Raw genomic sequence first — 13918 nt, 5'->3', positions numbered from 1 at the left:
CCGGTTTCCCGGAGTTATCCCAGTCTTACAGGCAGGTTACCCACGTGTTACTCACCCGTCCGCCGCTCGTTCCACAAGTTTCACCCCGAAGGGATCTGCTTGTTTCCCGCGCTCGACTTGCATGTATTAGGCACGCCGCCAGCGTTCGTCCTGAGCCAGGATCAAACTCTCCAATAAATGTATTGGATGCTGACATCCTTGTAACTCGTTTGTTGCTTTGCTATTTAAAAAATAGCGAATTGACGTACTGGTTATTTTGTTCAGTTTTCAAAGTTCAAAAGGCGCGCTTCGTTTGAAGCGAACTTTACAATCATAACACTTTCAAAATTATAAGTCAACACTTTTTTGAAATGTTTTAGTCAGCTGTTAAAAGCGACAAAAACTAATATATCATGATTTGATCTATCCTTGCAACAACCAATTTTTTCTAAGTTGTTTTATTACCCGCCGTTTTTGTGGCGGATTAATAATATATCATGAAATATACCCTAATACAATATCTATTATGCATGTAAAATTTGGAAATAGTAAATGATTCTACCTAAAAGCTCTATTCTTATAAATTGTTCCTATAAAGAGTAAGTGGCTAATACAGCATTACAGAACTGGGTAGACTTTATTGCCTTATAGCTCGCGAGAATCTCCTCACTGGCTATAGTTTATCACATTATTATCACTAACAAACATTCAAGGTAGAGTCATTAGAAAAACTTGGCTTGTCGCCAAATCCTTATGGCGAAAGCCTTGGTTTTTCTTATACTTTAATCCTTTAACTAAGTTAAAATTTCTAAATAAAAAAGAGGTTGATTTGATTAACTCAAATCAACCCAAATCAACCTCTTTAAAAATTTTAATAATGTTTCTCTACAATATCAGCACAACGATCACATAAATCAGGATGACTTTCTAGTTGACCCACTGTATAGGAAGAAACCCAGCAACGTTGACACTTTTCACCATCGTGTTTTTCCACTTTTACATGGACCCAATCATACTCTTTTGTATCATTACTGTCCGTTACAATTTCTGCACTAGATACAATTAGGTATTGATGTAAATGCTCAATGCTTTGTAATACTTCTTTTGTTTTCTCATCTTTAGGAACAATTGTTACTGCTGCCTCTAAAGACTTACCAATTACTTTTTCATTTCTTGCTTCTTCTAAAGCCTTTAAGACGTCATCTCTTACTTCAATGAAATGATCCCACTTCACTTTTAATTCTTCTTGGCCAGATACACTTTGAGGCTTTGGCATATCTGTTAATTGAACACTTTCTTCTTCAACACCAGGAATAAACGCCCAAACTTCATCTGTTAAGTGTGAAAGAATTGGTGATAACAGTTTAGACAAAGTAGTTAAGATTTCGTAATATACTGTTTGAATGCTACGGCGACGTTCATCTTCCGCAGCTTCAATGTAAAGAATGTCTTTTGCAAAATCTAAATAGAAAGAACTTAAATCAATAGTACAGAAATTATGAACAGCATGATAAATTACAGAAAACTCATACGTATCATAAGCATTTTGTACTTTCTTAGATAATTCTTGTAAACGAATATACATATAACGATCTACTTCTTGTAAATCTTCTACTTTCACAGCATGCTTCGCAGGATCAAAGTCATGTAAGTTACCTAAAAGGAAACGGAATGTATTACGTACTTTACGATACACTTCTGCTACTTGTTTTAAGATGTCATCAGAAATTCTTACATCACTTTGGTAATCCACACTAGCTACCCATAAGCGAAGAATATCTGCACCTAGTTGTTTCATTACTTTATTTGGAACGACAACATTGCCTAAAGATTTACTCATTTTTCTTCCGTTACCATCTAAAGCGAAACCATGGCTTAAGATGGATTTATATGGTGCTTTTCCTGTTACTGCCACAGATGTAGATAAAGATGAGTTGAACCAACCACGATACTGGTCAGAACCTTCTAAATACATATCTGCTGGACGATGTAGTTCTGGCCTTTCCACAAGAACACCTTGGTGAGAAGAACCTGAATCAAACCAAACATCCATAATATCTGTTTCTTTCGTAAACTTACCATTGGGGCTAGAAGGATGAGTAAAGCCTTCAGGTAATAAATCTTTCGCATCCCACTCAAACCAAACATTTGAACCATGCTCACGGAATAACTTCGAAACATGAGTGATTGTTTCATCTGTGATAATTGGTTCGCCATTTTCACCAAAGAACACAGGAATTGGAACACCCCATACACGTTGACGGGAAATACACCAATCTTCTCGATCCTTAACCATGTTATGAAGTCGAGTTTCACCCCACTCTGGTACCCACTTTACAGCTTTAATCTCATCTAATAAGTTTTCACGGAAGTCTTTAATAGAAGCAAACCATTGAGATGTTGCTCTAAAGATTGTCGGTTTTTTCGTACGCCAATCATGTGGGTAAGAGTGTGTAATAAAGTTAAGCTTTAATAATGCTCCCACTTCTTCTAATTTTTCTGTGATCTGTTTGTTAGCTGTATCATAAAATACGCCTTCAAAACCAGGAGCTTCTGAAGTAAAATGACCTTTCTCATCAACTGGACATAGGACATCAAGACCATATTGCTTACCAACCCAAAAGTCTTCTTCCCCGTGTCCTGGAGCAGTGTGAACACACCCAGTTCCAGACTCTGTCGTCACATGGTCCCCTAAAATAACAAGTGATTCACGGTCGTAGAAAGGATGCTTCGCAACAACTCTTTCTAGCTCCTTACCTAAATATTTATTTGTTACTTCATAGCTTTCCCACTCAAATACTTGAGCTAACTGTTCTACCATGTCAGCTGCAACAACCAATTTATCGCCATTAACAGAAACAACAGCGTATTCTAATTCCGGATTCAAAGCGATAGCTAAGTTAGCTGGAATTGTCCAAGGAGTTGTCGTCCAAATAACAATTTTTTCATCACCATTTAAAACGCCTTTGCCATCTACTACATTAAAAGCTACATAAATAGAAGGAGAGCGCTTATCTTGGTATTCAATTTCCGCTTCTGCAAGTGCTGATTCAGAGGATGGGGACCAATAAACAGGTTTTAATCCTTTATAGATGTAGCCTTTTTTCGCCATTTCTCCAAAAACTTCAATTTGTGCAGCTTCATAATCCTTATCTAACGTTATATAAGGATTATCCCAGTCCCCTCTTACACCCAGTTGTTTGAATTGTACTCGTTGACGGTCAATTTGTTCTAAAGCATATTCTTTACAAAGCTCACGAAATTCGGCAACACTCATGGATTTTCGGTCGACTTTTTTATTTTTCGTTAAAGCTACCTCAATAGGAAGACCGTGTGTATCCCAACCAGGTACATATGGTGAATGATAGCCTGACATGGACTTATACCTTACAATCATATCCTTTAAAATTTTGTTAAGTGCATGACCCATATGAAGATCACCATTGGCATATGGAGGTCCATCATGAAGAATGAATAATGGACGGCCTTCTGTACGCTTTTGTACTTTTTCATAAATGTTCGTGTCTTCCCAATGCTGTTGCATTTCAGGTTCACGCTTTGGTAAGTTACCACGCATAGGAAATTCAGTTTGTGGCATCAATAAAGTCTCTTTGTAGCTCATTTTAGTTCCTCCTTGAAAAGTTCAATCGTCCACATAAGCATTTGCTTACGAAAAATACTAATGACGAAAGCATTGCTATATTATCCTTTAAGAAGAGTTTCTTAAAGTAAAAAAAGACTTCCCCATCCCATAAAGGGACGAGAAAGTCTCGCGTTACCACCCTAGTTGATAAAAAAGTGTCCTTTTTTACCCTCTCAGTCATTCTTAACGGGAATGAGGCGTCCTCGGTTACTTAGTTCAAACTGTTCACCTGGAAACTCAAGGGTGATTTTCGAAAGAATGTTTGTACTGGGCTTACACCATCCCCAGTTCGCTTGGGACAACCAATTCTTTGTACTTTCCCTGTCATCGTTTTGAACGATTTAATTTGTCTGTTATGTTATTGAATTATATTTAAAAATAAGTGCATCGTCAAGATTAGCTATCCATAAAGTTGAATTTTTTGTTTTCTGTTGCTGGCTCTTCTATCTCTTGATCAAACAAATCTTCCCAATCGTCACTTTCAATCATGTCTAATTGTGCTTGAACTATCATTTTCATACGGGTACGGAACACTTTTGCTTGTTTTTTCAGTTCTTCTACTTCAATAGCAATACGGCGAGATCTTGATAAAGCTTCATTTATTATCCGATCAGCATTTTTTTCTGCTTCTTTAAGAATCAATTTCGCCTCTTTGTTTGCATTACCTTTTACTTCTTCTGCAGTTTCTTGAGCTACGAGAATCGATTTATTTAACGTTGCTTCAATATTATTGAAATGACCAATCTTTTCTTTTAACTCGGCCACTTGCTCTTCAGACTCTTTTTTCTCACGAATAACTTTCTCATAATCCTTGATCACTTGGTCTAAAAATTCATTAACCTCGTCCTCGTCATACCCTCTAAATGTGCGTGTAAATTCCTTATTATGAATATCAAGTGGTGTTAAAGACACAAAGGTAACCCCCTTAGCAAATTCTTTATTTATTTGTTATTCGACTTTAGTCCCCATATATCCTGCAAAATTTCTACATTATTTCAGTTTTGCTGTAGTAATTCGCCATTTTTCTTTCTTTGTCTTACCTTCTATACGTACCACTTTACTTCTACCTTTTTTTCGGATTGAAATAATATCCCCTTGCTCTATGGAGAAGGCACTATTTTCTACTTCCCTGAAATTCACTTTAACAGCACCTTTGGATATATAATCTGCAGCTTGCTTTCTCGATACGTTATATATTTCCTTGATGATAGCATCTAATCGCAAAGAAGAAACGGTACCTTCTTGTTCTATCCATTGATCTGTAGATGGGACAAGATTTGAAATAGCTGTTTCTACTAGGGAAATAGATGCTTTTTTAATACCCGTTAAATGCATTTGTACATATGTAGAAACTTCTTGGTCCACTAACAGATGCACAATGCCATCACCAACGAGAATATCTCCCATTTTCTTGCGTTTTATCCCTAAAGACATTAGTGCCCCAAGGACGTCTCGATGTTCAAGGGTAACAAACTTATTAGGGAACTTCCCCTCTAATAAACAAATGTTGAAATTCTGTTTGTCTATTTGTTCATATAACGGAGCAATGATGGCACGCTTTCTTTCAGAGGTAGAACTACCACCGAAAAAGTGGACCTGAATGTCACCATTATTTCCTATGAGGGAGTTTACTATATGTTGTTCTCTAGGATCCAGAAAATCCGTTAATTTTGCGACAAACATTCTTTCTACTTCTTCTTTCCAGGAAAGAACTTTGTCAATAAAAGGTTGTTCTTCTACTCGAAAGTGCTGATAAATATCCATCGTTGTTTCCTCTAGTTCTTTTTTTAATTACATTAGCATGCTGAATAGCTCACCTAGACCAATTAGGGCAAATTGCAATGTGAAAATTGCTACGATAGGTGAAATATCAATCATTCCTAATGGAGGGATAATTTTACGGAAAGGTTCAAGATAAGGTTCCACAATTTTCCCTAAAATTCTCCCGAAAGATGACTCTCTTGCTCCTGGGAACCAGGACATTAATATGTAAACAATAATGGCATACATGTAAATCGTAAGCGCTTGATAGATCACATAATAAAGTTGTTCCAAATTAATCAACCACCTTTATTCAAAGTCTTCTAATGCTAATATGGTACCAGATACATCTACATTATCTGGAGCACAGAGGAATGTGTGCTGACCTAACTTTTGGATGTTACCTCCAATAGCATACACAGTTCCACTTAAAAAATCTACAATACGGAGGGCTTGATGATGATCTGCTCTTTGCAAGTTAATAACGACAGAACGGCGGTTTTTTAAATGGTCCGCTATTTCCTGAGCGCCATCGTAATCCCTAGGTTCACAAAGAATAACTTTTGAAGTCGACTGAACACTTTCCAACCGGACTACATTTTGTTTGCCGCTTTTTTTATGAAGAGAATTGGATTCTTGCTCCTCTATTGGCACCTCTACGAATTCATACTCATCATCATCAAAAGCAAAAAATGATTTCAACTTATTTTTTATACTCATTTTCCTTCACCCTCTTATTCTAATTCCTTACCAACTAATTTCGTGCCAATCCTTATATGGGTTGCTCCTTCTTCTACGGCAATAGGAAAGTCATTACTCATTCCCATTGACAAATACGCACAAGGAGCATACTCCAGTCCAAGCTCACGTACATTATCTCTAAGCTGTCTTAAGCTTCGGAAGCAGTTTCTTAATAGAGATTCATCTTCCGTGAATGGAGCCATTGTCATGAGCCCGACCACTTGAATGTTTTCGTACGCTTTCAATTTTTCAACAAAAGTTAGTACATTTTCAGGATCCATCCCATGTTTTGATTCTTCGCCACTTACATTAACTTGAATAAAGCATGAAATTTTTCTTGTTGCGCGTTTATTTATTTCTTTTGCAAGAGAGAGCCTGTCCAAAGAGTGAACATAGTCAACTTGCTCGATAATGTCTTTTACCTTTCTAGACTGTAATGTACCGATAAAGTGCCATTTAGCTCGATTTCCTAATGCGTCATATTTTGATTGAAAACCTTCTACCCTATTCTCTCCTAGGTCCACTACCCCTGCTTCAACAGCTTGTTTTGCTCGATCGATGGAGACGTATTTTGTGACAGCAATGATGTTTACTTCCTCTGTATTTCTACCATGTTTTTTGCATGCTTCTTCAATGTATTCTTTGATATCAGCTAAGCTTGTTACAACATTCATGTAAAAGAGAAGCTCCTTTCCTAGCGACTATTCATTCCGATAAACGCCATCATTCGACCAGTATGTCCATTATCTCTACGATGAGAATAAAAAAGTTCTTCCTGTTCAAACGTGCAATAAGTAGTCATTTGAACTTGATTATCTTGTAATCCCTTGTCTAAAAACAATTCTTTATGTAGTGCTTTTAAATGAAGTAAATAATGATTTTCTCTCGTCTTTGTTAAAACATTTCCTTTTCTTTGAAACTTTTCAGGAATATGGTCAACGACGTGCATATCAACTTCATAATGATCAGCACTTATACAAGGGCCAATTACTACTTGAATGTCTTTTAACGGGATTCCTACCGATACCATTTTATCAATCATACTTAAACCTATTCCCTTAACTGTTCCCTTCCAACCTGCATGGGCTAGCCCTATCCATCCGTAGTTAGGAGCAGCAAAAAATAATGGTACACAGTCAGCAAACACTGCTGTTAGCAATCTGTCCTTTTCACTAGTAACAAAACCATCACATTCTAAACCAAAATTAGGAAGCGGAAAAAAAGATTGGTCCTTTTTGACATGAAATATTTCCGTATCGTGCACTTGTTTTGAGCTAATCCATTGGTTTAGTGGTATTTTTATTTCCTTTTCCATTATTTCATAGTTGTTTCTGACATGCGCATCATTGTCATCTACATGCCAACCCATATTTAAAGAGGAGAAAGCTTCCTTACTAGTACCATTTAATCTGGTCGTAATCCCCGCTATAATATTAGCGTTTTTCCAATTATTAATTTGTAGAAACCGGGAATTTTTTGTTTTTGTAAAAGGATCTTTCATTTGACGGTTCCCCCTAAATAGGAGTTTTATTTATTTTATCATATTTTTCGTTGGATTTCTTGCAAGTTCCTAAGTTGATGTTGATTAAGTCGAAAAACGAACGAATCTGTACCCTATTCTAATTCGGTTCTACTTGTGTGCGTCATCCTAGGATTTTCCGTTCTCACTAAAATAACATCGGCTCCTATTGTAACAATGTGATTCCAAGGGATAATCATTTCCTCATCTTTTCCAAAAAGGCCAAACATTTTTCCTCTTAACGAAATAATAATGGCAACAATGTACCCTCTATCTACATCAATTTCTAAATCTGTAATGTAACCTAACTTCTTCCCATCTTCTATCGCCACTATATCCTTCACTTGTAATTCAGAAATGGTCATTATAATCACCTACCTTATTATAAATATATGCAGGCACCTCCTTTCATTCATACAAAGTTAGAAAATTAATAAGAAAAGCGTAAAGCCATGGAATAGCCCCTTCCTTTAGCATTGAAAAAGCCCTTGACGTATTAAACGTTCAAGGGCTCTGGATCAATCAGTAATGGAATGACTACTGATTTATGTTCCTATTCATTTGTTCAATTGCTGCTTTTTCTAACCTCGACACTTGCGCTTGTGATATCCCGATTTCTTCTGCTACTTCCATTTGCGTTTTTCCTTGGAAAAACCTCTTGTTAAGTATCATTTTTTCTCGGTCATTTAATCTCCGCATACCTTCTTTTAATGCTATTTCATCTATCCAAATCGTATCCTTGTTTTTATCATCCTTTAATTGATCCATCACAAAGATTGGATCTCCACCATCGTTGTAAATAGGCTCAAACAAAGATACAGGATCCTGAATAGCATCTAATGCGAAAACGACATCTGAATGTGGTATGTCCATTTCTTCTGCAATTTCCATCGGTGTTGGATCTTTTGATGTTTTACTCATCAATCGTTCTCTTACTTGAAGTGCCTTATAGGCAATGTCCCGAAGTGAACGAGAAACCCGAATCGGATTGTTATCACGTAGGTAACGGCGAATTTCACCAATAATCATCGGCACAGCATATGTTGAAAATTTTACGTTTTGGCCTAAGTCAAAATTGTCAATGGATTTCATTAATCCGATACAGCCAACTTGGAATAAATCATCAACATACTCTCCTCGATGATGAAATCGTTGGATCACACTTAAAACAAGTCTTAAGTTCCCGTTTACCAGTTCCTCCCGGGCTGATTGATCACCTGCTTGCATTTGTCTAAATAATTTCCGCATTTCTTCATTTTTCAATACTGGTAGTTTTGATGTGTCGACACCGCATATTTCTACTTTATGTCGTGTCAATCTAAACCCCTCCTAAGTGGAGCTAGTGTCAACAATAAGTTTCTCCATCGGAGGGATTTTTATGCAGTGATTCACCTATTCAATTGTTTTCAAACTTTCAAAATATTGAGTAAGAAAATACGAAAACTCCATCATATAAGCATTTTCACTAAACCATTTTATTAAATTCTTTACGTAATCTTTTTATAATTTTTTTCTCAAGACGAGAAATGTAAGATTGGGAAATACCTAACATATCCGCCACATCTTTTTGGGTTTTTTCTTCCTTACCAATTAACCCGAAGCGTAATTCCATTATTTGTTTTTCACGATCGTTTAATGTAGATAAAGCACTTCGTAATAGCTTTTTGTCCACATTTGATTCCAGACCTTTCGTAATAATATCCTCCTCTGTCCCTAAAACATCTGATAATAACAATTCATTTCCATCCCAATCCACATTTAATGGTTCATCAAAGGAAACTTCAGAACGTATTTTATTGTTTCTTCTTAAATACATTAGGATTTCATTCTCTATACAGCGAGACGCATATGTTGCAAGTTTAATTTTTTTCTCTGGATTAAATGTGTTAACCGCCTTTATTAAACCAATTGTTCCAATACTAATTAGATCTTCAATGTTAATACCTGTATTTTCAAATTTCCTAGCTATATAAACAACTAATCGCAAGTTCCGCTCAATTAAAATAGAACGTGCTGCCATATCCCCACTCGGTAATTTTTCTAATAATTCCTGTTCCTCTTCCTTAGAAAGTGGTGGAGGAAGGGCCTCATTTCCCCCTATATAATAAATCTCATCAGATTTAATTCGAAGTTTAAATAATAACTTATACCATATTAGTTGAAGTTTAATTTTCCATCTTTTCATATTGCCCTATCTCTCCCCTTCGATTTTTTATCTTACAAAGCCTTCAAGTATGTTAAAGGGTATTTATAGAAAACTTAGCTAGCAAAAGTCTTAAGAAGTAGGTCCATGCACATAAGTACTAGGATAGGTATAAATTGCATGGTATTAGAAATTAGGATATTTTGAGCTTTGGAGCTTGCATGATTTTCGGATGCAATAAACAGTGGTAACTTCCATCTGCCGATAGTTCACCAAACTGGATACCAATATACACTTTATCTAGGCAGTAATTTTGATTTTGGTATTTTACATAAAAGTTATCTGGCTTGAATATAAGTATAAAGGCTCTTCTTCCTCCAACTCCTTGGTATGGTATCATCCTTATTCTGGATAACCATTTATCGGGAAGGTGTTCAAAGGACCAATCCTCCTGACATTTTTTTAATTGAAGCCAGTCACTATCTGAAAAACATCTTTTTAACACAACTTCATCACAAACGATAACTGGTTTTTTTGTGAAAGGATCCATTAAGCTGTTTCCACTATCAAAAAATCCAGTCGTTTCATATTGATTACCGTCCAATTCAAATTTTACGGGACACATTTCACTGTACCTAATTTTCTCAAAAGTTATTTGGTCTAATCTCGTTCTTGTAAACCACCATACTATCGGAAAAAATATAGCAACGAATGTCCAACTGACCATATCACCAAAACCTGTCGTGTAGGTGACAAAAAGTCCATTCGAATTATGCAATTGTTGTCCAACGAGAAAGTAAATTCCGAATAAACCACCACCAATAGCAAACGAAACAAAATAGAAACTAAGGAATTGTTTCATATATTGCCTTAAATTTTTAAAACCAAAAGAGACGACCAAAATAATAAGGGAAAATATAATCTTTCCAGGTAAAGTTGAAAAAAAGTTATTTGGATATAAAAGTGTAATCGGCACAAGTAGTGATGCAACAATACCCCCGGCAATAAGTCTAACTCTTGGTGTTGATGCTCTTGTCAGCCAGTGCACTAACTGTAAAATCATCCAATCAATCAAAAAGTTTAGAATCCAGACAGCATCCAAATAGATTGTCACGTTTTTCCGCCTTTCTTTGGACAACTTTACTCTTACGGGTAAGTATAGAAAACATAGCCTAAAAAGTCTGTCAAATTCTGTTTGCAAAAATGTACTTATTTTTTCTCATTTTGTCTAACTATTTTTAATTCGTTTTCATAATAGAAGAAAGTATAGATTGGATGACCTATATAGTAGTTAAAAGAAGTTTTAGTAGTAAAATATTACGAAGAAACTTTTGAAGTTGATCCTAATTCCAATCATAAGGTTAACTTTCTTAAAACCAAATGGTCAAAAAGAGATAAACCTAAGGGAATAAGAACAAAAGCGCAAGCGCCTTGCTCAGCCTAAGGCAGGCATAAGGCAAGACCTGCCGTGGAGGTTTTTGCCACAGAAGGGATTGACTTATGTCCCGAGGGGGTAGGTGCTGGAGCTAGACGTGGCTCCCCCGTGCAACTAACTTATCCACAAGTCCGAAATTTTATAATTTCCTAAGCAAACAAAAAGAAGCTGGCTATACGCCAGCTTCTACTACTTACTTGTTTGTTATGGTCTACGATTTCGATTTCTTAGGAACGTTGGGATATCTAACGTTTCTTCTTCCAATCCAGCTTTTACTGTTTTACCGCGACGTTCCTCATTGCCACGGCTCACTTTATCATTTACAGCGCCTGGGCGTTGTTTCGTTGGACTTTGCGTATTTTGATTTTCATCAAAACCTGTAGCAATAACTGTAACAATAATCTCATCTTTTAATTCTTCATTAATGACAGAACCAAAAATAACGTTTACTTCTTGGTCTGCTGCAGAAGTAACAATATCAGCTGCTTCTTGTACTTCATAAAGGCTTAAATTAATACCACCAGTTATGTTCATCAACACACCATGAGCACCATCAATAGAAGTCTCCAATAATGGAGAAGATATTGCTTTTTTCGCTGCTTCGGTAGCACGGTTTTCACCTGTAGCAATACCAATTCCCATTAAGGCAGAACCTTTATTAGCCATAATCGTTTTAACGTCTGCAAAGTCTACGTTAATTAAACCAGGAACAGCAATTAAATCAGAAATACCTTGTACACCTTGACGAAGTACATTATCAGCCTCACGGAAAGCTTCAAGCATTGGTGTGTTTTTATCCACCATTTCTAATAGACGATCATTAGGGATTACAATAAGTGTATCAACACTCGCTTTTAGAGCGTCAATTCCACCTACAGCTTGTGTGGAACGTCTTCTACCTTCAAAAGTAAACGGACGAGTAACAACCCCAACAGTAAGTGCACCTAATTCTTTTGCGATTTGAGCAATAACGGGAGCAGCACCAGTACCTGTACCTCCACCCATTCCTGCTGTAACAAATACCATATCTGCACCTTGAAGAGCTTCTTCAATTTGCTCTTTTGTTTCTTCAGCAGCTTTACGACCAATTTCAGGATTAGCACCTGCACCTAAACCTCTCGTTAATTTGCCACCAATTTGCATCTTTACTTCTGCTTTTGATAGGTTAAGAGCTTGTGCATCTGTATTAACTGCAATAAACTCAACACCTTGTACACCATGTTCAATCATGCGGTTCACAGCATTACTTCCACCGCCACCTACACCAATAACTTTTATCGTTGCTAGTTGATCCATATTCGTATCAAAATCTAACATATTCGTTCCTCCCAATTTGCAAGTTTACCAGATTAGATTTTCTGTAATGAAGGAAACGCCAAATTAGTCAAAAAAGTAGCTAAATAATTTCGCGAAGCCTGATTCTTTGTTCTTTTTCGTTTCCACACTTTTATTAGTAGAGCTAGTTGTCTTCGGTTTCTTGCGTTGTTTAACCGTTTTTTGTTCAAAACTTTGCATTTTCACTGAAGGATAAAGTTCTTTCCCCTGCACTTTCGCATTTCGATATGCAAACTGTAACGTTCCAACAGCTGCAGTATATTGTGGTTCCCGAACACCTATATAATCTGGAATAGCGATTCGGACATTAGATTGAAAAACTACTTGTGCTAGTTCTAATACTCCTGGAATATTCATAATACCACCAGTTAGTACGTACCCTCCCGGCAGGTCATAATATCCCATTTTTCTTATTTCTTGACTTATAAAAACATAAATTTCTTCTAATCTTGCTTCAATCATATCAGATATTTGTAACTGATTAAAAGTTTGTTTTTGATTACTACCGATAATACTTACTTCAAATACTTCATCTTCATAAGCATGATCGTAATAAGCATGTCCAAATTTTTGTTTAATTTCCTCTGCTTCTTCTGTAGAAGTTTTCATCCCGATAGACAAGTCTTTCGTTATGTTATCTCCACCAAGCGGAAGAACAGCAGCCTCTTTTAAAAATCCAGATTCATAAATGGAAATGGTAGTGCTACCGCCACCGATGTCAATTAGAGCTACACCTAGGTTTTTTTCATCGTTAGACAACGCAACTGAACCTGATGCTAATGGGTGAAGACATACATCTTGTACTTCCAACCCTGCTCCTTCAATGCATTTAAGCGTATTATGTAGAACCGTTTTAGAGCAAGTGATAAGGGTGCCTTCCATTTCCAAACGGACACCTATCATGCCTCTTGGATCTGTAATTTCATCCTGACCATCAACAATAAATTGCTTTGGAAAAACATCAATGATTTCTCTTTCTGGTGGAATGGACATCACTTGAGAAGCATCTATAACTCTAGCAATATCCTCTTGACCTATTTCACGGTTTTCGCTAGAAACAGCTACTACACCATGGCATGGCTGTAATTGAACATGGTTTCCGTTGACACTTACAACGACACGTTCAATTTGCATATCTACCATTCTTTCCGCTTGCTCTACGGCAGTTCGAATAGCTTGAACAGTTTGATCTATATCAACGATGGCTCCCTTTTTCATGCCATTTGACTTAGCTGTCCCGACTCCTATAATGTTTAAGGAATCCTTTGCGACTTCTCCAATAATAACTTTTACTCTGGATGTTCCGATGTCTAAACTTACTAGTATTTCATTGTTGTTCAAAATTCGCACCTCCTGAAAAGG

13 protein-coding genes, 1 rRNA gene and 1 other annotated feature are annotated in these 13918 nt (G+C 36.5%); all 14 genes read right to left on the bottom strand.

The genetic code is table 11. The features are described from left to right. Positions 1-177, bottom strand: a 16S ribosomal RNA gene (locus HNQ94_RS17430); the annotation flags it as partial. A 673-nt stretch (positions 178-850) separates the two neighbouring features. Next, on the bottom strand, positions 851-3601 hold the full coding sequence (ileS, locus tag HNQ94_RS17425) for an isoleucine--tRNA ligase (RefSeq protein WP_174497519.1): 2751 nt from the start codon (positions 3599-3601) through the stop codon (positions 851-853). Between the two features lie 130 nt (positions 3602-3731). After that, positions 3732-3959, bottom strand: a binding site (T-box leader). Between the two features lie 59 nt (positions 3960-4018). After that, the gene (locus HNQ94_RS17420) at positions 4019-4534 is read right to left on the bottom strand and encodes a DivIVA domain-containing protein (protein ID WP_174497518.1); all 516 of its coding nucleotides are present in this window, start codon (positions 4532-4534) and stop codon (positions 4019-4021) included. A gap of 78 nt (positions 4535-4612) precedes the next feature. Further along, positions 4613-5386 carry a YlmH family RNA-binding protein gene (locus HNQ94_RS17415; protein ID WP_174497517.1) on the bottom strand — a complete coding sequence of 258 codons (774 nt, stop codon included), beginning with the start codon at positions 5384-5386 and terminating at the stop codon, positions 4613-4615. Between the two features lie 27 nt (positions 5387-5413). Continuing rightward, positions 5414-5677, bottom strand: a complete 264-nt coding sequence (locus HNQ94_RS17410) for a YggT family protein (RefSeq protein WP_174497516.1) — start codon at positions 5675-5677, stop codon at positions 5414-5416. 15 nt (positions 5678-5692) lie between these two features. Continuing rightward, the gene (locus tag HNQ94_RS17405) at positions 5693-6103 is read right to left on the bottom strand and encodes a cell division protein SepF (RefSeq protein WP_174497515.1); all 411 of its coding nucleotides are present in this window, start codon (positions 6101-6103) and stop codon (positions 5693-5695) included. Positions 6104-6117: 14 nt separating this feature from the next. Next, positions 6118-6798: a YggS family pyridoxal phosphate-dependent enzyme gene (locus HNQ94_RS17400; protein WP_174497514.1), complete on the bottom strand. Its 681-nt coding sequence runs from the start codon at positions 6796-6798 to the stop codon at positions 6118-6120. 20 nt (positions 6799-6818) lie between these two features. Continuing rightward, positions 6819-7625, bottom strand: a complete 807-nt coding sequence (gene pgeF, locus HNQ94_RS17395; RefSeq protein ID WP_174497513.1) for a peptidoglycan editing factor PgeF — start codon at positions 7623-7625, stop codon at positions 6819-6821. A 113-nt stretch (positions 7626-7738) separates the two neighbouring features. Beyond that, positions 7739-8011 carry a YlmC/YmxH family sporulation protein gene (locus tag HNQ94_RS17390; RefSeq protein WP_174497525.1) on the bottom strand — a complete coding sequence of 91 codons (273 nt, stop codon included), beginning with the start codon at positions 8009-8011 and terminating at the stop codon, positions 7739-7741. Positions 8012-8180: 169 nt separating this feature from the next. Further along, positions 8181-8960 (bottom strand): RNA polymerase sporulation sigma factor SigG, encoded by a 780-nt coding sequence (gene sigG / locus HNQ94_RS17385; protein WP_174497512.1) that lies wholly within the window; start codon positions 8958-8960, stop codon positions 8181-8183. Positions 8961-9108: 148 nt separating this feature from the next. Beyond that, a complete protein-coding gene (gene sigE / locus HNQ94_RS17380) occupies positions 9109-9828 on the bottom strand; it encodes an RNA polymerase sporulation sigma factor SigE (protein WP_174497511.1) in 720 nt (239 codons plus the stop codon). 151 nt (positions 9829-9979) lie between these two features. Beyond that, positions 9980-10900 (bottom strand): sigma-E processing peptidase SpoIIGA, encoded by a 921-nt coding sequence (gene spoIIGA / locus HNQ94_RS17375; RefSeq protein WP_174497510.1) that lies wholly within the window; start codon positions 10898-10900, stop codon positions 9980-9982. Positions 10901-11425: 525 nt separating this feature from the next. Beyond that, on the bottom strand, positions 11426-12538 hold the full coding sequence (gene ftsZ / locus HNQ94_RS17370; RefSeq protein ID WP_174497509.1) for a cell division protein FtsZ: 1113 nt from the start codon (positions 12536-12538) through the stop codon (positions 11426-11428). Positions 12539-12601: 63 nt separating this feature from the next. Further along, a complete protein-coding gene (gene ftsA, locus HNQ94_RS17365; RefSeq protein WP_174497508.1) occupies positions 12602-13897 on the bottom strand; it encodes a cell division protein FtsA in 1296 nt (431 codons plus the stop codon). Between the last annotated feature and the right edge of the window lie 21 nt (positions 13898-13918).

It is taken from the genome of Salirhabdus euzebyi, from assembly GCF_014207435.1.
GTDB lineage: Bacteria > Bacillota > Bacilli > Bacillales > Alkalibacillaceae > Salirhabdus > Salirhabdus euzebyi.
This window is presented reverse-complemented; position numbering and strand designations above follow the sequence as displayed.